This is a genomic window from Neglectibacter timonensis, from assembly GCF_900048895.1.
GTDB lineage: Bacteria > Bacillota > Clostridia > Oscillospirales > Acutalibacteraceae > Acutalibacter > Acutalibacter timonensis.
Map to the genome: position 1 here is coordinate 1,115,578 of NZ_LT160640.1, position 17,990 is coordinate 1,133,567.

At 56.3% G+C, this 17,990-nt stretch carries 21 protein-coding genes; 4 read left to right on the top strand and 17 right to left on the bottom strand.

The genetic code is table 11. From position 1 onward, the window contains the following. Positions 1–39: 39 nt before the first annotated feature. The 17 genes from mraY to ylxM all read right to left on the bottom strand — a co-directional run bounded on the left by mraY (position 40) and on the right by ylxM (position 14,562). Positions 40–1,041 carry a phospho-N-acetylmuramoyl-pentapeptide-transferase gene (gene mraY, locus BN3911_RS14265; protein ID WP_066866779.1) on the bottom strand — a complete coding sequence of 334 codons (1,002 nt, stop codon included), beginning with the start codon at positions 1,039–1,041 and terminating at the stop codon, positions 40–42. A 183-nt stretch (positions 1,042–1,224) separates the two neighbouring features. Beyond that, positions 1,225–3,522, bottom strand: a complete 2,298-nt coding sequence (locus BN3911_RS14270; RefSeq protein WP_066866781.1) for a penicillin-binding transpeptidase domain-containing protein — start codon at positions 3,520–3,522, stop codon at positions 1,225–1,227. A 262-nt stretch (positions 3,523–3,784) separates the two neighbouring features. After that, positions 3,785–3,994 carry a hypothetical protein gene (locus BN3911_RS14275; protein ID WP_066866783.1) on the bottom strand — a complete coding sequence of 70 codons (210 nt, stop codon included), beginning with the start codon at positions 3,992–3,994 and terminating at the stop codon, positions 3,785–3,787. A 208-nt stretch (positions 3,995–4,202) separates the two neighbouring features. Continuing rightward, a complete protein-coding gene (locus tag BN3911_RS14280; protein WP_066866785.1) occupies positions 4,203–4,733 on the bottom strand; it encodes an FtsB/FtsL family cell division protein in 531 nt (176 codons plus the stop codon). Positions 4,734–4,873: 140 nt separating this feature from the next. Then, positions 4,874–5,812, bottom strand: coding sequence for a 16S rRNA (cytosine(1402)-N(4))-methyltransferase RsmH (gene rsmH / locus BN3911_RS14285; protein WP_066867967.1), 939 nt, complete (start codon positions 5,810–5,812; stop codon positions 4,874–4,876). A 39-nt stretch (positions 5,813–5,851) separates the two neighbouring features. Next, positions 5,852–6,271, bottom strand: coding sequence for a division/cell wall cluster transcriptional repressor MraZ (gene mraZ, locus BN3911_RS14290; RefSeq protein WP_066866787.1), 420 nt, complete (start codon positions 6,269–6,271; stop codon positions 5,852–5,854). A gap of 298 nt (positions 6,272–6,569) precedes the next feature. After that, a complete protein-coding gene (locus tag BN3911_RS14295; protein ID WP_066866790.1) occupies positions 6,570–7,049 on the bottom strand; it encodes an ATPase in 480 nt (159 codons plus the stop codon). 93 nt (positions 7,050–7,142) lie between these two features. Then, positions 7,143–7,646 (bottom strand): pantetheine-phosphate adenylyltransferase, encoded by a 504-nt coding sequence (gene coaD, locus BN3911_RS14300; protein ID WP_066866792.1) that lies wholly within the window; start codon positions 7,644–7,646, stop codon positions 7,143–7,145. A gap of 25 nt (positions 7,647–7,671) precedes the next feature. Further along, positions 7,672–8,217: a 16S rRNA (guanine(966)-N(2))-methyltransferase RsmD gene (gene rsmD / locus BN3911_RS14305; protein WP_066866794.1), complete on the bottom strand. Its 546-nt coding sequence runs from the start codon at positions 8,215–8,217 to the stop codon at positions 7,672–7,674. 67 nt (positions 8,218–8,284) lie between these two features. Next, complete coding sequence (uvrC, locus tag BN3911_RS14310; RefSeq protein ID WP_082942301.1) at positions 8,285–10,171, bottom strand: excinuclease ABC subunit UvrC; 1,887 nt, start codon at positions 10,169–10,171, stop codon at positions 8,285–8,287. Between the two features lie 104 nt (positions 10,172–10,275). Beyond that, positions 10,276–10,539, bottom strand: a complete 264-nt coding sequence (locus tag BN3911_RS14315; protein WP_066866795.1) for an HPr family phosphocarrier protein — start codon at positions 10,537–10,539, stop codon at positions 10,276–10,278. Positions 10,540–10,870: 331 nt separating this feature from the next. Next, positions 10,871–11,590 carry a tRNA (guanosine(37)-N1)-methyltransferase TrmD gene (trmD, locus tag BN3911_RS14320; protein ID WP_066866796.1) on the bottom strand — a complete coding sequence of 240 codons (720 nt, stop codon included), beginning with the start codon at positions 11,588–11,590 and terminating at the stop codon, positions 10,871–10,873. Continuing rightward, on the bottom strand, positions 11,590–12,117 hold the full coding sequence (gene rimM / locus BN3911_RS14325; RefSeq protein WP_066866797.1) for a ribosome maturation factor RimM: 528 nt from the start codon (positions 12,115–12,117) through the stop codon (positions 11,590–11,592). The genes trmD and rimM overlap by 1 nt, the downstream gene beginning before the upstream one ends. Positions 12,118–12,181: 64 nt before the next feature. Next, positions 12,182–12,409, bottom strand: a complete 228-nt coding sequence (locus BN3911_RS14330; RefSeq protein ID WP_066866799.1) for a KH domain-containing protein — start codon at positions 12,407–12,409, stop codon at positions 12,182–12,184. 55 nt (positions 12,410–12,464) lie between these two features. Beyond that, positions 12,465–12,707 carry a 30S ribosomal protein S16 gene (rpsP, locus tag BN3911_RS14335; RefSeq protein ID WP_066866801.1) on the bottom strand — a complete coding sequence of 81 codons (243 nt, stop codon included), beginning with the start codon at positions 12,705–12,707 and terminating at the stop codon, positions 12,465–12,467. 84 nt (positions 12,708–12,791) lie between these two features. Further along, positions 12,792–14,117 (bottom strand): signal recognition particle protein, encoded by a 1,326-nt coding sequence (gene ffh / locus BN3911_RS14340; protein WP_066866803.1) that lies wholly within the window; start codon positions 14,115–14,117, stop codon positions 12,792–12,794. A 76-nt stretch (positions 14,118–14,193) separates the two neighbouring features. Further along, positions 14,194–14,562, bottom strand: a complete 369-nt coding sequence (ylxM, locus tag BN3911_RS14345; protein WP_066867973.1) for a YlxM family DNA-binding protein — start codon at positions 14,560–14,562, stop codon at positions 14,194–14,196. Positions 14,563–14,836: 274 nt separating this feature from the next. On the opposite strand from ylxM, the gene BN3911_RS14350 reads away from it, so the two are divergent. Genes BN3911_RS14350 through BN3911_RS14365 form a run of 4 tightly spaced genes read left to right on the top strand, consistent with a single transcriptional unit; the run spans position 14,837 to position 17,886 of the window. Then, on the top strand, positions 14,837–15,889 hold the full coding sequence (locus BN3911_RS14350; protein ID WP_066866804.1) for a threonine aldolase family protein: 1,053 nt from the start codon (positions 14,837–14,839) through the stop codon (positions 15,887–15,889). Next, complete coding sequence (locus BN3911_RS14355) at positions 15,886–16,290, top strand: ASCH domain-containing protein (protein ID WP_066866806.1); 405 nt, start codon at positions 15,886–15,888, stop codon at positions 16,288–16,290. Before BN3911_RS14350 ends, BN3911_RS14355 begins: the two co-directional genes overlap by 4 nt. Beyond that, positions 16,287–16,907: a histidine phosphatase family protein gene (locus BN3911_RS14360; protein WP_066866808.1), complete on the top strand. Its 621-nt coding sequence runs from the start codon at positions 16,287–16,289 to the stop codon at positions 16,905–16,907. Before BN3911_RS14355 ends, BN3911_RS14360 begins: the two co-directional genes overlap by 4 nt. Further along, on the top strand, positions 16,888–17,886 hold the full coding sequence (locus BN3911_RS14365; RefSeq protein ID WP_066866810.1) for a M42 family metallopeptidase: 999 nt from the start codon (positions 16,888–16,890) through the stop codon (positions 17,884–17,886). Before BN3911_RS14360 ends, BN3911_RS14365 begins: the two co-directional genes overlap by 20 nt. Positions 17,887–17,990: the final 104 nt, after the last annotated feature.

The following is a 17,990-nucleotide window of genomic DNA, read 5'->3' on the forward strand; positions in this document are numbered from 1 at the left end:
AGTTTGTGCCGGAGTTCTCTGTTTTAAGCATGGCTTTCCTCATATGCCGAAACATACTGCAAGAAGCGCCAAAGCGCCGCCTACCAGGGAAACCAAGCCGAATACGACGCAGATTTTCACTTCGCTCCAGCCGCACATCTCAAAATGATGGTGGATCGGCGACATTTTAAACAGCCGTTTTCCGTGGGTGGCCTTAAAATAGGCGACCTGCAGCACCACCGACAGGATTTCGCACCAGTACACGAGGCCCACCGGCAGCAGAAGGATGGGCAGATCGATACCAAAGGCCAACGCCCCCACCATGCCGCCCAGGAACAGGGAGCCCGTATCCCCCATAAACACCTTGGCGGGGTGGAAATTCCAGATCAAAAATCCAATGCAGGCCGCCGCCGAAGCAATGCCCATAGCGGAAAGGCCCGTCATGGAGAGAACTCCGGCGCACAGGGCCAGACCCAAAAACGCAAAGAAGGATACCGTGGAATTGAGGCCGTCGATGCCATCCGTGAAATTCACCGCGTTGACAAGGCCCACAATGACCACCGCTGCCAGGATGTAGTAGAAGTAGCCCAGGTCAATTCGTCCCACAAAGGGGATAAGGGTTGTGGTACCGCCGCCTGCCATGCCCACAGAAACCAGATAGGCCGCCGCCACCGCAAACTGCAGCACCAGCTTCTGCTTTTCCGTCAGGCCCAGGTTCCGCTTCTTCACAATGCTGATGTAGTCATCCATAAAGCCGATGGCGCCGAACGCAACGGCCATTCCCAGCCCGGCGAACAGCTTAACCTGCATTAAAAAAGTTTCGGAGACGCCTGTGGAATGGAACACGGGAATACAGGCGAATACTGCCGCCACGATGGCGATGATGAACATCAATCCGCCCATGGTGGGCGTTCCCTGCTTGTTTTTATGCCAGCTGGGCCCCACCTCGCGGATTGTCTGCCCAAATTTCAGCTTGTGCAGAAAAGGAATCATCCATTTGCCGAGAATGGCGGTGATTGCAAAGGCGATGACCGCCGCTGTCAGGAATAAAATGCTGTTCATCCAAAACCCCTCTTTATCCTCTTGCTTTTTACAGTTCTCTGGCCGTCCCTTACGCCGCCCGGACACCGGGCAGGCGCTGATTCACTTCGATGCGCAGCCCGCGGGACGATTTTCAAAGCAGTTCCAGAAAAACGGAGAAACACTGCCGTATTCAGAACACCACACAAATAGTTTGCCGGCTGCCTAGCCCAATGGGACGAAGGTTTCCGTGTTAATATTCTCCACGAAGGTGATGGTGATGACCGTGCCTTTTTTGACCATAGTTCCCGGTTCCACGCTCTGCATACTGGCCGAACCGCCCTCCGTAGCTCCAGCGCCGCTGACGCTGATCTGAACTCCCGCCAGGGACGCCGCGTAGTTTGCGTTGGAGAGATCCATACTGGTGAAATCCGGCACCTCCACCAGCGTATCCTCTTCGCTGTAGCCGTTGGTGTAAAGCACCACCTTGCCGCCCTTGGGCACGTTTTCCCCCACCTGGGGAATCTGTTCCGTCACCAGAATGGAGCTGTCGGACTCATCCCCCACCACGGAATAGCTCAGGCCCAGCTCATCCAGCTGCCGGTAAGCCTCCTCCAGGGTCAGGCCCACTGCGGAAGGCGTCACCATATCCAGCGTCTCGTATTCCTCATCCGTATACTGCGCCTCAATTCCCAGATACGGCAGGGCTTCCTCCATGATGGCGGAAAAAATCGGGCCTGCCACTGCGTTGCCGCCGGTGAGGTTGCCGTTGTTGTCGCCGTCAGGTTCGTCGAAGAACACCAGCAGGGCGTACTGGGGTTTTTCCACAGGGGCAAAGCCGCAGTAGGAGGCAATGTACTTCATCTTCTTATCCGGGCTGGTGTCGGCGTTGAATTCCGCCACCTTTTCCGAGGTGCCTGTTTTGCCGCAGACCCGGTAGCCCATCACATAGCCGCCGCTGGCCGTGCCGAAGGTGGCGTTGTCATAGAGAATCCTGCTGATGGTTTTCGAGGTTTCTTCGGATACCACCTGCCTGCGGTAGCTGGTATCTGCCTTCCGGACGATATTCCCCTCAGAATCCACCACCCGGTCCACCACATGGGGCGTCATCAGGTAGCCGCCGTTGGCCACCGCCGCGCAGGCGGTGATCATCTGCACCGGCGTGATGCTGAAGTTCTGCCCGAAAGATTCCGTGGCAAGCTCAGCCGGCCCCAGATCTTCCACCGAGTGGTACAGGCTCCAGGATTCGCCCGGCAGGTCGATGCCCGTCTGCTCCGTAAAGCCAAAGGCTTCGCGGTACTTGGCAAAGGTTTGCGCTCCCAACAGTTCCCCCACATGGATAAAGAAGGGGTTGCAGGAATTGCAGAGGCCGTCGTGAAAATTCTCCAAGCCATGTCCCGCATGCTTCCAGCAGCTGATGCCTCCGGTAACGCCTTCCACAGGCATGCTGCCCGTACAGGTAAAGGTGCTCTCCTCGGTGATTACACCTTCCTCCAAGCCCATGGCGCCCACGCACATCTTGAATACGGAGCCGGGGTAATAGGTATCGCTCACCGCCTTGTTCCGCCATTGTTTCTGCAGGGCGTTGTTGTAGGCCTCGTCCTGTTTATCCTCCGGCAGGGCATCTATCTCTTTGCGCACCTCTTCGTCATAGATGGTGAAAGGATCGTTGGGGTCGTAATCCCCCTTGACCGCCAAACCCAGGATGCCGCCGGTATTGACGTTCATCATGATGGCTACCGCGCCGTTCTTGATCTGATACTGTTCGATGCCCTGCTCCAGGTATTTTTCCAGGATGCTCTGCACCGTCTCATCGATGGTCAGCACCAGGTCATAACCGTTTTCCGCACCGATGAGCTGTTCGTATTCAAAGGGCATGTCAGTGCCCAAAGCGTTTTTCGCTGAAATCATCCGGCCCGCCGTACCCCGCAGCTCGCTGTCGTACTGCAGTTCCAGGCCGCCCAGGCCCTGCCCGTCGCTGCCCGTAAAGCCCAGAATGGTGGAGGCCACTGTACCGTAGGGATAGTACCGCTTATAGTCGTCGATCAGGCGTACGCCGTTGTCGATATCATTTTCCTTCAGAAAAGCGGTGACCTCGTCCTTCACGTCAGATTCCACCCGGCGCTTGAGATAGGTAAAAAAGGAATTTTCACCGGTCTTTTCGTAGATGGTTTCCTCATCCATATCCAATATTCTGGAAAGCCCGGAGGACACTTTCCGCCGCAGCGCTTCGTTATCTTTGCCGTCGTCGTCCTTAAAATAGTTGGGTTCCAGCACCACGGTCCACACACTGGCGCTCTTTGCCAGCACCTTGGTGCCGGTGGCGTCGTAGATCGTGCCGCGCATGGCCGACAGCGTGGTGCTGTGCAGGCTCTGGTTGAGCGCCTTGGCGCTCAATTCCTCGCCCCGGACTATCTGCCAGCGGAACAAGCTGACAAGCACCGCGCCAAACCCCACAAAGACGATGAAAGCAGTGACTCCCATCGCCTTTTTCCACATTTTCTCCGTATTTCCTTTTGCCATAATCTTTCACCACCCAGAGTCAAATTTTATGAAGTTCCCCGATTAGCAAAATGAGAGTCAAGATTCCTCTTGGCTCTCCTCCCTTACGAATACCGCTGTTCCAGTTTATTCCTGCGGCATATCGAATATTCCATGGATTCCTCCGCGCCCATCACGGAGCGGAAAGCTGCGGCGCCCGAAGCGCCCTTCCCCTTAGAGCTTTATGATATCACAAATCGGAGCGCTGCGCAATCTCTGGACATGCAGCGCCCCGAATCTTTTCTCACCCGATCTCCTGTTCCCCGCGGACATATGCCTCGATCGCCATGTCCTCCGCCAGGCATTCTTCCGGCATGATACAGGAGGAATCCCCCGCAGAGACTGCAGGCTCTTTTCTGTTCCCCTCCGCCGAGACGGCGCATACCGTCACTGTTCCGGAAACCAGCAGCAGACAGGCCGCCAGGATGAGAACCGCTCTTTTTGCTCTTTTCATAAGTAGTATGCCACCTTTCCAGTTCCTCCCTTTTCGGGAGGGTTTCACTTGCCTTTTTTGCCTCAGCGGCTGAGCTTAGCTTCTGCCAGACAGCTGTGAGCTTTCAACAGACGGAACCCAGACAATTTCTCAGAACCTTCACAACAGTCTTTTATTCTCAAAATTACCCCATTTTGAGCGGTCAGTATCCTTCTGTCTCAAAAAAGCCTCAGGCAAACCAGGACTCGACGGCAGAGAGAATCTTATCGAACCAGGAGCCTCCGTCGGTATCCTGCAGCACAGTGCCCTTATCCTGCTGCACCACGTTTACATAGGAGACCTGCCCTTCCGATATTTTTGACATGCCCAGCTCTTTTTTGGCATATTCCTCCACCTGGGCGCCATTCATCTTCTGCGAGGCCTGCATGCTCATCTGCACTTCCAGGCTTTGCTCCTCCTGCAGCTGCTGTGTGGCGATATTGATCTCCTCCGTCAGTTCCGTCAGCTGCACCTGGCTGTACACAATAGAAACCACCGTGGCGAAAATGACGGTAAAGCACAATGTGGCGGCGATCATGCGGAAGGGGTGCCGTTTCGGCTGACGGTTCTTGTCCAGTTCCTTCTGGGGCAGCTCAATGACATTTTCCCGCTTCTGCTCCTGCCTCTGTTCCCGGCTGCCCGGCTCTCCGATAGGGGCCGTACTCTGCCCTATACGGTCTTCAAACAGCGAGAAATCATATGCTTCCGACAAATTTGCCAACCCGAATCACCCTTTCCTTTTTCCCGTCTCTGTGATAAACTTTCCTGTAATCCCGGATTTGTTGTCCTGTAGGGACGAGGCCCGGTATGCCGCTTTCCTGCGGCTTGCTTCCGCAGCGGCCCCGTCCCTACGGACCGGCATCACAGATTGGTTTCCAGCTTTTCAATGACCCGCAGACGCGAACTTCGCGCCCGGGGATTTTCCTCGACCTCCCGCTGGGAAGGAGCGAGGCCCTTTTTATAGATCAGCCTGCCCTGCGGCGTTCTGCCGCAGACACAGACCGGAAAGTCTTTGGGACAAATACATCCCTCGCACCACTTTGCCATCTGCTGCTTGACGATGCGGTCCTCCAGGGAGTGGAATGTGATCACTGCGAGCCTTCCCCCCGGTTTCAAAATGGAAAACCCGGCTTCCAGCCCCTCCTGCAGCCTGTCCAACTCGCCGTTCACGGCGATCCTGAGGGCTTGGAACGTCTTTCGGGCCGGATGCCCCTGTTCTCTTCTCACTGCGGCCGGCACAGAGCTTTTGACGATCTCCGCCAGCTGAAAGGTGGTGGAGACTGGTTCCTTTTCCCTCGCCTCACAGATACCGCGGGCGATCCTGCCTGCGTTTCTGTCCTCTCCGTACCGGTAGATGATACCGGCCAGCTCCTGCTGAGACAGTGTGTTCACCAGATCCCCGGCGGTAGGGCCCTCCTTGGACATCCTCATGTCCAGGGGAGCTTCGCTGTGGTAGGAGAATCCCCGTTCCGGCGTATCCAGCTGGTAAGAGGAAACCCCGATATCCAGCAGGATTCCATCCACAGAGGTGATTCCCCATTCAGCGGCAAGCTTGTCCATCTCGCAGAAATTCCCACGGGCTATCAGGGAATTGGGGTAGCGGGAAAGCCGCCGGCCAGCCGCCTCAATGGCGTCCGGATCCTGATCGATGGAGAGCAGCTTCCCGGAAGTCAGCCTTTGAAGTATCGCTTCCGAATGCCCGCCTCCGCCCATCGTCCCGTCGATATAGACGCCCTCCGGCCTGATGGCCAGCGACTCTATGGTTTCCGTAAACAGCACGGGCTTGTGGTTAAATTCCATCATAGGTTCTATTCCTTTCAGATTGTCAGCCTTTCAAACTTAAAAATCCAAAAGGGCCATAGAGGCCTCAATCGCCTCGTCGGTCTGGCTTTGGTTGTATTCATTCCAGCGGGCAGTATCCCAAATTTCCGCCCGGACCGCGGCGCCGATCACGGTCACGTCCTTCTCCAGGCCCGCGTGATCCCGCAGATTCTGGGGAATCAGAACTCTTCCCTGCTTGTCCGGCTCCACTTCGGCGGCTCCGGAAAAGAAATAGCGCTGAATGGCCTTGCCCTGTGCCAGCGGAATGGCGGCCACCTTTTCCACCAGCCTGTCCCACTGCTCCTGAGAAAGTACAAAAAGGCAGCCGTCAAGACCCTTGCAGACGTAGAACTTGTCTCCCAAGTCGTCACGGAACTTTGAAGGGATCGTCACCCGGCCCTTCAGGTCCATATTATGTTGATATTCACCCGTCAACATAATTGCCTTTTCCTTTCCCAGAACGGGCGGCGGAGTTCAGAAGATGTGCTTTCTGGGATTTTCCACCCCTTCTTCACCACTTCGTGGAACTTTCACCCACTTTTCACCACCCAATGGCATAATTATAGAACAACTGGGGTTCAAAAGCAACTGGAAAAATCCTGGAAACCCGCGCCAACACTGGATTCGAAGGTACGTTCGACGGTATTTTGAGGGAACAAAAATTCCCCTCACTACATCTTGTGAGGGGAATTTTTGTTCTATTCGTCTTTCGTGCGCATTTCACAAAAGATTTTATTTAGATTTGGCTGTTTCGCTGAGAAGACTTGATATTCTGCCGCGTCTTTCGAAGCTCCGCGAGGTTTTCCGACAAGGACTCGTCTGTTCTGCGCATCAGGTCGTCTACATAGTCGTTGCTCGCTTTGCGCATTTCCTTGAATTTTGCCTGAGCCTGGGCGATCAGGTCGTTGGCCTTAGCCTGGGCCTGGCGCACCACCTCGTCCTGGTTGACCAATGCCTTCTGCTTTTCCTCCGCCACACGGATGATCGTCTCCGCCTCGCGCTGCGCCTCGCTGATAATCTGGGCGCGGTCGGCGACAATGGCTTTGGCCTTGCGCACCTCCGCCGGAATTTCTTCCTTGATTTCATCGAGAATCTGCCGGACCTCTTCGCCGTCCACAAATACCTTTCCGCCGGAAAGAGGCAGCTTCCAGCCCTTATCCAGAACATCATACATCTCGTCGATGAGATCCTCAATGGTCGCCTGGTTGTTGCTCATAGTCAATACCGTTCCTTTCTTCCGCTTTTCTGGAAATCCGCGGTTTTCCGGCATTCAGCCGTTATAATTGGAATTGCCGGGGTCTCCGGCAGATTACGCTTCCGGCTTTTTCTCACCGCAAAGCCTTTCAATAATCGTATCGGAAATACACTCCGGCACAAAATGGGAGATATCCCCGCCGAAACCTGCCACCTGCTTTACCATGCTGGAGCTTACAAACATATTCTCCGCACTGGTGGCCAGAAACATGGTTTCCAGCTCCGGATTGAGCTTTTTATTGGTAAGGGCCTGCTGAAATTCATACTCGAAATCAGACATCGCCCGGAGGCCCTTCACAATTACCATCACATTCTTGCGTCTGGCATACTCTGCAAGCAGGCCGTCCACCTTGTCGATCTCCACATTGGGAAAGCCTTCCTTCCCGCAGACAATGCGCAGCAAATCCATCCGTTCTTCCACGGAAAAGCTGGTTTTTTTCGCGGGGTTAACCGGCACGGCCACAATCAGCTTGTCAAACAGCTTGTGCGCCCGGTGGATGATATCCAGATGACCAAGCGTTACAGGATCAAAGCTGCCGGGGTAGACCGCAATTCTCATAAACGATTCCTCCAAAACGGCGGTTTCACGCTTCCTCTTCCCTGCGGTACACAGTGAGCATGATTTTACCGTAGCGATAACTCTTTCCTCTTTGAAACTCTCCGGCCCTTTCCGGAAGCTCCTCTCCCAAAGGATGCTCACAGAGTATCACGCCGCCGGGGTTCATTTGCCTGGCGGTCAGGGGCAGCGCCTTCTGCAAAATCCCCTTGCGGTAGGGAGGATCCAAAAAAGCGATGTCAAAGGGCTTGGAATTTCCGGCGAGGAACACGGCATAGTCACCCGGCACAATCTGCGAACGGTCCTGAAAGCCCGTAGCCGCCACATTTTTTTCCAGCACTTTGACGGAATCCCGGGAGGCATCCACAAATACCGCTTCCCCTGCGCCCCGGCTCAACGCTTCCAAACCAATCTGCCCCGACCCCGCAAACAGATCGAGAAACCTGCGTCCCTCAATGCCGAACTGCAAAATATTAAACAGGGATTCCTTCACGCGGTCTGTCGTCGGCCGCACCTGTTCCCCTTCCAGCGCGGTAAGCTTTTTCCCCCGCTGGCTTCCGGTGATGATTCGCATGGCTCGAGTCTCCAATATTTCTTGATTCGATTCGCTTTATTATCCCATCAATCGGCCGATCTGTCAACTATTCGACTGAATTTATTGAGTTTTCCCGGGGTTCCGCCTCGGTTTTCCCATGAAAATATTCATAGACCCGCAAAGCCGACGGCCTGGTCATGCCTGGCGCGTCCTCTAACTCCTTCAAGTCCGCCTCGCTGACCGCCGCAACCGTCTTGAAATGCTTCAGCAGCGCTTTGGCGCGGGTGGCCCCGATCCCCTCGATGGAGGTGAGCGTGGAGGAAACCGCGCTCTTCCTGCGCTGCTGCCGGTGATAGCCGATGGCGAACCGGTGAACCTCATCCTGGATAGAGGACACCAGAGTAAAGGCCCGCCGGTTGGAATTGATGGCGATCTCTCCGCCGCTCAGGGCGATAGCGCGGGTACGGTGCTTGTCATCCTTCACCATGCCGAACAGCGGCACCTCCACGCCCATCTCCTCCAGAAGGGGCTTCACCGCAGCCACGTGGCCCTTGCCTCCGTCCAGGAGGATCAGGTCCGGCAGCCTGCCGAAGCCCTCCTCGTCGCCCTCCTCCTGATGGCTCTTGTACTCTTCAAACCGGCGGCGGATCACCTCCCGCATGGAGCCGTAATCGTCCTGGCCGGACACCGTCTTGATTTTAAACTTCCGGTAGGCGGATTTCAGCGGCCTGCCGTTTTCAAACACCACCATACCGGCCACGTTCTCGCCGCCCTGAAGGTTGGAAATGTCGTAAGATTCAATGTAGGCCGGCGTTTTTTCCAGGCCCAGCAGCCGCCTGAGCTCATCCAGGGCGGAGGCTTCCCGGCCGGAATTTCCCATGTGCTGGGACAGGCTTTCCGCCGCGTTGCTGCGGCACATCTGCACCAGCTGGTACTGATCCCCCCGCTGGGGGATCAGCAGCTTCACCGCCCTGCCCCGCTTTTCGGTAAGCCAGCGGGCAATGAGCTCTTCATCCTCCACCTCGCCGTCCACCACCACCAGAGGGGGCACGCGGTCGCGGATGGCATAATACTGGCGCAGAAATTCGGAACGCGCCTCCGCGTCCGGCTGGCAGCCCTCAGTGAGAAAGCTCTCTCTGTCGCTGAGTTTGCTGCCGGTGAAACGGAACACTTCAAAAGCGGTATGGGTTTCCCCTTGGGCCAAGGCGAAGACATCCTGCTCTTCCACCCGGCTCGCCACCACTTTCTGCCGTTCCTTCAGCTTGCCGATGGCATTGATCCTGTCCCGCAGGCGTGCCGCAAGCTCGAATTCCAGGTTCTCTGCAGCCTCGTTCATCTTTTCGGTCAGAACCTTTACCGAGGTGGAGCTGCCTCCCCGGATAAAATCCAGCGCTTCCTGGAAAGCTTCGTCGTACTCCGCTTCGCTGACCCTGCCCCGGCAGGGGGCTGCGCACTGTTTGATATAGTAATTGAGGCAGGGCCTCCCCTTCCCGAAATCCTGGGGGAACCTGCGGCTGCAGGAGGGCAGCTTGAAAATTTTCCTGGCGGAGTCCAGCGTCTGCTTGATGGACCAGGAGCTCATATAGGGTCCGATATATTTTGCGCCGTCCTCCTCCATTTTTTTCACTTCGGAAAAGCGGGGCCAAGGTCCGGAAGTGATGCGGATATAGCTGTAGCCCTTATCATCCTTCAAAAGAATATTGTATTTGGGCTGGTTCTGCTTGATGAGGCTGCTTTCCAGCACCAACGCCTCAAATTCGCTGTCCGTGACGATATACTCAAACCAGTCCACATTGGCAACCATCCGGCGCACCTTATTATCATGGTTCTTTTCCGAGCCAAAATACTGGCTGACCCGGTTTTTCAGCGCCTTGGCTTTCCCGATATAAATGATTTCCCCGGATTTGTCATGCATCAGGTAGACGCCCGGGCTCAAGGGTAGCTTCATGGCTTTTTGACGAAGTTCTTTCTTTTTCAGCTCCTGTTCTGTCATTGTTTCTCACCTCTTTTGGAACAGACAGACAGCAAATCTTGCCTTCTGCTGCAAAAAAAGCACCGCGTAACGCGGTGCTTACCATGCCTGTCTTTCCTGTTAACTTACTCTGCAAAGCCGGAATTGACCAACGCCACCAGACTGTCTACAGCCTGTTCCTCGTCGGCTCCGTCTGCGATGATGCGAATCGTCACGCCGCCAACGATACCGAGAGACAAAACGCCCAGCAAGCTTTTCGCGTTTACCCTTCTCTCCTCTTTCTCGACCCAGATGGAAGACTTGAACTCGTTAGCCTTCTGGATAAAAAACGTCGCGGGACGTGCATGGAGACCAACCTGATTCTGGACCAATACTTCCTTAGCGCACATGAACATTCACTCTCCTACAAATTTATAAAAGGACTGATTTCAAACTAAAAATTACGTCAAACAAATGAAAAGCATTTGGAATTTAAGGTAATTATATCATATTTCTGGGCCGCGTCAACCGCATAATCCTAATTTTGGATTACTGAACAGACGCCGAATTTTTTCAGCAGGCGCGTTTGTGCACTTTGCTTGGCATGTTGAAAACTTTTTGCCAAAATTGCCGTTTGATTCGCAAGTGCTCCCCCATATCATGTATAAATTGCGCGCATGGTAAGCATTGGCAGTCTTTCAAAAAATATTCACCGCCCTCATCCTTCCGCAATTTTCCAGTTCATTCCTGCAGCAGTTTCCTGTCCTCCGCGTTCAGAGGAAAGGCTGACAGCAGGTCCGGCCTGTTCTTCCCCGTCACCCGGAGGGATTCCCTCCGGCGCCATTTCCGGATATTCTCATGGTGCCCGCTGAGCAGCACCTGGGGCACGGCCCTGCCCCGCCATACTTCGGGCCTGGTGTACTGGGGGTACTCCAGCAGCCCTGAAAAATGGCTTTCCTCCGTAAAGCATGCCTCTTCCGACAGCACGCCGGGCAGCATACGGCTTACGGCGTCCGCCAGAATCATGGCGGGCAGCTCGCCCCCTGTCAGCACATAATCCCCGATGGAGACCTCCTCCGCCCCGTATTCCTGCAGCAGCCTCTCATCGATCCCCTCATAGTGACCGCAGAGGATCACCAGCCCCTCCTTCCGGGAAAGCTCCCTTGCGTGCTCCTGAGTGAGCACTTTCCCCCGGGGAGACATAGTAATTATATGCGGCCTTTTTCCCAAATGTTCTGAAAGTTCGTCAATACACCTGGCAAAAGGCTCCGCCGCCAGCAGCATGCCCTTGCCCCCGCCGAACACCGTATCGTCCACCCGGCGCCGGGGATCGCTGGAAAAATCCCGGAGCTGGTGGCAGCAGATCTGCAGGTACCCTTTCTTCCGCGCCTTTCCCACGATGCTTTCCTCCAGCACAGGTCCGAACATCTCCGGGAACAGCGTCACAATGTCAATACGCATTATGCATTTTCCCCCTCATTGTCGAAAATGCCGGGAATGGGCAGAAGCTCGATGACGCCCCGCTCCGTATCTATCTTCTGAATCATATGGGCCACCGCCGGGAACAGGTATTCCTTCCCTCCTGCCCCGCGGATCAGATAGACGTCGTTGGCCCCGGTGGGAAGCACCTCTTCCAGCGTGCCGTACTCCGTGCCGGTGCTGCCGTCCACTGCCCTCAGGCCGATCAGGTCCTGCTGGAACACCGTTCCCTCCGGCAGCTGCACCTCCTCCCGGTCCAGCCACAGCACCTTGCCCCGCAGGGCGTCCGCCTGCTCCACCGTATCCACGCCTTTGAGCTTCAGCAGCACCTGGTTTTTGTGTACCCGGGATGACTCCAGGGACACCGGGACCTTTCCCTCGTCAAAGTAGAGATGCTTCAGCCGCTTCACAAACTCCGGGGAATCGCTCCAGGGATCCACCCGCACTTCGCCGCGCACCCCGTGGGTTCCCACAATTTTTCCGGTTTCCAGAAACCTTTTTACCGCCATAGCCGTCATTTCCTCCCTTTTTTCCAGCCGCAGGCAAACAAAAAAGGGCTTGCGCCCTCTTTGTTCAGTCTATTTCAACCATGACCTTCTGGTCGTTGCGGGTAGCGGCCGCACGCATTACAACCCGAATCGCCTTTGCAATCCGGCCCTGCTTGCCGATGACCCTTCCCATATCGTCTTCCGCCACATGAAGATGGTAAACAGTGGTGCCGTTCTCCTCTTCACTGGTGACAACCACCTCTTCAGGCTTTTCCACAAGACCTGAGGCAATTGCTTTCAGTAGCTCCTGCATTTGCTTTCTCCTTTCAAAACCCACTGCGCACAGGGCGCCGTCAAAGAGGCCGGTCTCAGATCACGCCGTGCTTTTTGAAAAGCGCCTTCACCGTGTCGGTGGGCTGTGCGCCGTTAGCCATCCACTTCTTGGCCTTTTCCGGGTCAACCTTCACCACGCTGGGCTCTTCCATAGGATTGTAGTAGCCGATTTCCTCGATGAAACGGCCGTCGCGGGGGAAGCGGGAATCCGCAACTACAATGCGGTAGAAGGGAGATTTCTTAGCGCCCATTCTTCTCAGTCTGATTTTTACTGCCATGTCTTTGTCCTCCAATTTTCAAATCAAATAAATTTTATTATGATATAGTACAGTCCCGGCTGGGCCGGGCTTATATCCCTGGTTTTAGAAAGGCAGGTTCATAGGCATGCGCCGCCGCTTCCCCTTGCCGCCGAACTGCTTCATCAGCTTCTGTGTCTGCTTGAACTGATTGAGCAGGCGGTTTACGTCCTCCACCTTCATGCCGCAGCCCGCGGCAATCCGCCGCTTGCGGGAAGCGTCCAGCACGTCCGGATGGGAACGCTCATACTTGGTCATCGAAAGGATGATGGCCGCATTGCGATCCAGAACCCTGTCGTCGATCTCCATGTCATCCACCTTGTTGCCGATTCCCGGCAGCTTCGAGAGAATGCCCTTGATGGGTCCCATCTTCCGCACCTGGTTAAACTGCTCCAGCATGTCGTTGAGGTCCAGCTTGTTGTTCATCAGCCGTTCCGCCGTTTTCGCCGCGGCTTTCTCGTCCAGCTTCAGCTGGGCGTCCTCAATGAGGGAAAGCACGTCTCCCATGCCCAAAATCCGGCTGGCCATGCGGTCCGGATGAAACACTTCCAGGTCGGAGAGTTTTTCCCCTGTACCGGCAAACTTGATGGGCTTTCCCGTCACAGCCTTGACGGAAAGCGCGGCGCCGCCCCGGGTGTCGCCGTCCAGCTTGGTGAGGATGACGCCGGTGATATCCAGCAGCTCGTCAAAGGTCTTCGCCACATTGACAGCCTCCTGGCCGGTCATGGCGTCCACCACAAGCAGGATGTCCGTGGGCTCCACCTCGGCCTTGATCCTGCGCAGCTCCTCCATGAGGGGTTCGTCGATCTGCAGGCGGCCTGCCGTATCGATAATCACATAGTCGTTGCCATAGTCCCTGGCGTGTTTGACCGCCTCCCGTGCGGTGATCACGGGATCCTGGGTTCCCTTTTCAAAGACCGGCGCCCCGGCCTTTTCCGCCACCACCTGCAGCTGTTTGATGGCCGCAGGGCGGTAGATATCCCCCGCCACCAGCAGCGGCCTGTGCCCCTGGCTCTTCAGCTGGTAGGCAAGTTTTGCCGCGTGGGTGGTTTTACCCGCGCCCTGCAGGCCGCACATCATGATGACGGCCGGCGGATGGGCGGGCATCTTCAGGCGCTCCTCGCTGCCGCCCATGAGCCCGGTAAGCTCCTCGTTGACAATCTTCACTACCATCTGTCCCGGAGTCAGGCTTTCCATGACCTCCGAACCGACGGCCCGTTCCGTGACCTTATTGGTAAATTCCTTGGCCACCTTGTAGTTGACGTCCGCTTCCAGCAGGGCCAGACGGACCTCGCGCATGGCCTCCTTGACGTCGGCATCGCTGAGCTTTCCCTTGCTCTTCAGTTTTTTAAATGAATTGCTGAGCTTTTCCGCCAAGCCTTCAAACGCCATTGTGCCGCCTCCCCCAAATCTGACCTGCCGCAGGAAAAGGCATACGGCCTTTCCCTTACGGCGCTTCTGAACCTTCTTACTCGTCTATCGCAATCTCTTTTGCGCGTTCCAGGATCCTCGCCACATTTTCCCGGATTTCCGGATCGTCGTCCCGGGCGCTGTTTCTCTCCTGGATACTCACCGCACAGTCGCAGATCACGGTGAGCGCATCCTGCACTTCCTTGAAGCGCTTTGCCAGGCCCAAACGGTCCTCCATCTCCATCAGCTGCTGCTCGGCCCGCTTAATCGCGTCCCGCACGCCCTGCCGGGTGATGTCCCGGTCCTCGGCAATTTCCGCCAGGGAGAGGTCCTCGTTGTAATAGGCCTCCACCACCTCGCGCTGCTTTTCGGTAAGCATGTCGCCGTAAAAATCCAACAAAAAGGTAATTTTTAAATCCTTTGCCATACCCGTTCCCTCCGGAAACACGGTCTGCCCCATTTTTCGCAAGTGTGTAAAGTTATTTTCTTTACAGCATTACGAATTATACACTACCGAACCGCCTTTGTCAACACGGAACCGGCGAAAAAATGCAGATGCACCTTAGAATGTGGTACATTCGACCCCTGGCCCAAAATATCGGCGGGAAATTCCCTGTTTTCCCTGAATTTACTTTCCCTCCGGACTGTGATAAAATGGCTTCGTGCCCTGCAATTTGATCCATAGAAAGGAACCTGTGCGAATGATCTACTTTAACTGCGATTACACCGAGGGAGCACATCCCCGGATTCTGGAACAGCTCTGCGCCACCAATCTGACACAGTCCGTGGGCTATGGGGAGGACGAGTTCTGCGGCAAGGCCCGGGAACTCATCCGGGAGGCCTGCCGGACGCCGGAGGCCGGCGTCCACTTCCTGGTGGGCGGCACGCAGGCCAATTTCACCGTGATCCGCACAGCGCTGCGCCCTCATCAGGGCGTAATTTCCCCGGAGACCGGCCACATCAACGTCCATGAGACCGGAGCGGTGGAAGCCACGGGACACAAGGTGCTGGCCCTGCCCTGCGGGCGGACCGGCAAAATTTCCGCTTCCCAGGTGGAAAGCCTCTGCCAGGAGCATTTCCGGGGCGGCATGCCGCCGGAGCACACCGTGCAGCCGAAGCTGGTTTACATCTCCCACCCCACGGAAAACGGAGCCCTTTATACCCTTGCAGAATTGGAAGCCCTGTACCGCGTCTGCCGGGAATACGGCCTCTACCTCTTTGCTGACGGTGCGCGCATGGCTTACGGGCTTTCTTCCAGAGACACAGACGTGTCCCTTCCGGACCTGGCGCGCCTCTGCGACGCCTTCACCATCGGCGGCACCAAATGCGGCGCGCTCTTCGGGGAGGCGGTGGTCCTTCCAAACCCGGAGTTAAACGCGGATTTCCGCTACGCCATCAAGCAGAACGGCGGCATGCTGGCGAAGGGCAGGCTTTTGGGGCTGCAGTTCCTGGCCCTGTTCACCGGCGGCCTCTATACGGAAATCTGCGGAAAAGCTGACGAACAGGCCTACCGCATTGCCGACGCCTGCCGGGAGGCGGGACTTCCGGAATATGTCCCCTCCCCCACCAACCAGCAATTCTTTGTTTTTCCCGATGAGCTTCTCCGGCAGCTGGAGGAAACCTATGTGTTTTCCTTCTGGGAAAAAGTGGATGAAACCCACACCGCCGTGCGTATCTGCACCAGTTGGGCCACCAAAGAAGAAAACGTGGACGCTTTGATCGCGGATCTCCGGAAGCTGGTGGGAAAACCATGAAAGCGCTCACGCTGAAGGAGCCCTGGCTGGCCCTGATTGCCGCGGGGAAAAAGAAAATAGAAACGCGGAGCTGGAAGACAAACTACCGCGGCCCCCTGTACCTGCACGCCAGCGCGTCGCCGGTAAACAGGAACGACCCGCAGACCGCGGAGCTGCTGCGGCTGATTCCGGAGGAGCCCCTGCGCTGCGGCCTAGTGGCATGCCGGTGCGTCCTCACAGACTGCCGCGTGATGGACGGCCCTTTTTTAGAACAGATGGAACTGGAGCCTGTGGAACGGCTGTGCGGCATCTATGCGCCCGGCCGCTACGCCTGGTTTTTGGAGGACATTGAGGTGCTCCCCCAGCCCTTCCCGGCCAAGGGGATGCTGGGGCTCTGGAATTGGGAGGGACCGTCCCTGTGACACAGCTTTATTTTATCCGGCACGCCCAGCCAAACTTTGAAAACCACAAGGACAGCGAACGGGAGCTCTCCCCCAAGGGCAGGAAGGACTGCGCCCTGGTGACGGAATTCCTGCTGGATAAAAACATTTCGGCTGTCTATTCCAGTCCCTTCCGAAGAGCTGTGGATACCCTGGGGGAATTTGCGGCCCTCCGGGGGCTGCCCATTCGCATTTTGGACGATTTCCGTGAGCGCCGGGTGGACAGTGGCTGGATTGAGGATTTTACCGCGTTCTCCCGCCGGCAATGGGAGGACTTCAGCTACAGGCTCTCCGGCGGGGAGTGCCTGCGGGAGGTGCAGGCGCGGAATCTCAGGGCGCTGCGCCGGGTGCTGCGGGAATGCCCGGATGCTTCTGTTGCCGTGGGAACCCACGGCACGGCGCTGAGCACTCTCCTGAACGCTTACGACCCTGGCTTCGGGCATGCTGATTTTGAACGGATCAAAACCCTCATGCCATGGGCTGTACATTTCACCTTTTTTGGGGAGGAATGTGCCGGAATAGAAGAAATCAACCTGTTCACACAGGAGGTCAAAATCAGAAAGGAAGTTGTTGCTTCGTATGAATTGGAAACTCTTTGAGGAACTGACCCAGCTGCACGGCGTCAGCGGCTATGAAAGGCAGGTGTCTTCCTTCATCGCTGAGAGGATGGATCCCTATGGGGACAGGCAGTGGATCGACGCCAACGGAAACCTGATCGTTTTCAAAAAGGGGACTTCCCCCAGCGCAAAGAAGCTGCTGTTCTGCGCCCATATGGATGAGATCGGCCTGCAGGTGATCAAGATCAACGACGACGGCACCCTGATGGTAAAGGGGCTGGGCTCCTGCTGGATCTATACCACCTATCAGTCCCGGGTGATGTTCCGCAATGGCGTCGCGGGCGTGGTTTCCTCCCGGGTTCGCCCTGAAAAGGTGGAAAACCAGATGGTCAACCTATTTGTGGATCTCGGCGTGTCCACCAAGCAGGAGGCGGAGCAGCTGGTGGAGATCGGTGATGTGGCGGTGTTCCTGGGGGATTACCTGGAGCTTGCCGGCAGCTGTGTGACCGCCAAAGCCATTGACGACCGGGTGGGCTGCTATATGCAGATGCAGGCGCTGATGGAACTGGAAGCCCCCAAAAATGACGTCTACCTGGCCTTTACAGTGCAGGAGGAGGTGGGTACACGGGGCGGCGGCGTTGTGGCTCATCAGGTGAGGCCCGACGTGGGCGTTGCGGTGGATGTGACTCCGGCCCATGACCGTCCCGGGGACCTGGAGGGCAGCAACGCCCTGGGGAAGGGCGTCGCCATTAAGATTTCCGACAACTACTCCATCAGCGATGAAGGGCTGGTGGGCACTGCGGCGGGCCTGTGCAGGGAACGTGGAATCCCCTATCAGAAGGACTGCATCTATGTAGGCGGCACCGACGCCGCCCCCATCAACCTTTCCGGAGACGGTGTAAAAACCATCGGCTTCTCCGTCCCCACCCGCTACACCCACGGCCCCCACTGCATCGCCAGCCTAGAGGATATTTCCAGTACCGTGCGCCTGCTGAAAGCTTTCATGGACGCGGAATTTTAAATGCCAGATATCGGAAAAAAACGATAGACCAGGAACGTACAGCGTCTGAAACAGCACTGCCGCAAGCGGAAAGTTCTCCGTTTGCGGCAGCCTTTTTATTTGGA

Coding starts and splice junctions, on each gene's coding strand:
- mraY (WP_066866779.1), bottom strand. CDS start 1,041: ATGAACAGCATTTTATTCCTGACAGCGGCGGTCATCGCCTTTGCAATC.
- BN3911_RS14270 (WP_066866781.1), bottom strand. CDS start 3,522: ATGGCAAAAGGAAATACGGAGAAAATGTGGAAAAAGGCGATGGGAGTC.
- BN3911_RS14275 (WP_066866783.1), bottom strand. CDS start 3,994: ATGAAAAGAGCAAAAAGAGCGGTTCTCATCCTGGCGGCCTGTCTGCTG.
- rsmH (WP_066867967.1), bottom strand. CDS start 5,812: ATGGAATTTAACCACAAGCCCGTGCTGTTTACGGAAACCATAGAGTCG.
- mraZ (WP_066866787.1), bottom strand. CDS start 6,271: ATGTTGACGGGTGAATATCAACATAATATGGACCTGAAGGGCCGGGTG.
- BN3911_RS14295 (WP_066866790.1), bottom strand. CDS start 7,049: ATGAGCAACAACCAGGCGACCATTGAGGATCTCATCGACGAGATGTAT.
- coaD (WP_066866792.1), bottom strand. CDS start 7,646: ATGAGAATTGCGGTCTACCCCGGCAGCTTTGATCCTGTAACGCTTGGT.
- rsmD (WP_066866794.1), bottom strand. CDS start 8,217: ATGCGAATCATCACCGGAAGCCAGCGGGGGAAAAAGCTTACCGCGCTG.
- uvrC (WP_082942301.1), bottom strand. CDS start 10,171: ATGACAGAACAGGAGCTGAAAAAGAAAGAACTTCGTCAAAAAGCCATG.
- BN3911_RS14315 (WP_066866795.1), bottom strand. CDS start 10,539: ATGTGCGCTAAGGAAGTATTGGTCCAGAATCAGGTTGGTCTCCATGCA.
- trmD (WP_066866796.1), bottom strand. CDS start 11,590: ATGCGTATTGACATTGTGACGCTGTTCCCGGAGATGTTCGGACCTGTG.
- rimM (WP_066866797.1), bottom strand. CDS start 12,117: ATGGCGGTAAAAAGGTTTCTGGAAACCGGAAAAATTGTGGGAACCCAC.
- BN3911_RS14330 (WP_066866799.1), bottom strand. CDS start 12,409: ATGCAGGAGCTACTGAAAGCAATTGCCTCAGGTCTTGTGGAAAAGCCT.
- rpsP (WP_066866801.1), bottom strand. CDS start 12,707: ATGGCAGTAAAAATCAGACTGAGAAGAATGGGCGCTAAGAAATCTCCC.
- ffh (WP_066866803.1), bottom strand. CDS start 14,117: ATGGCGTTTGAAGGCTTGGCGGAAAAGCTCAGCAATTCATTTAAAAAA.
- ylxM (WP_066867973.1), bottom strand. CDS start 14,562: ATGGCAAAGGATTTAAAAATTACCTTTTTGTTGGATTTTTACGGCGAC.
- BN3911_RS14350 (WP_066866804.1), top strand. CDS start 14,837: ATGATCTACTTTAACTGCGATTACACCGAGGGAGCACATCCCCGGATT.
- BN3911_RS14355 (WP_066866806.1), top strand. CDS start 15,886: ATGAAAGCGCTCACGCTGAAGGAGCCCTGGCTGGCCCTGATTGCCGCG.
- BN3911_RS14365 (WP_066866810.1), top strand. CDS start 16,888: ATGAATTGGAAACTCTTTGAGGAACTGACCCAGCTGCACGGCGTCAGC.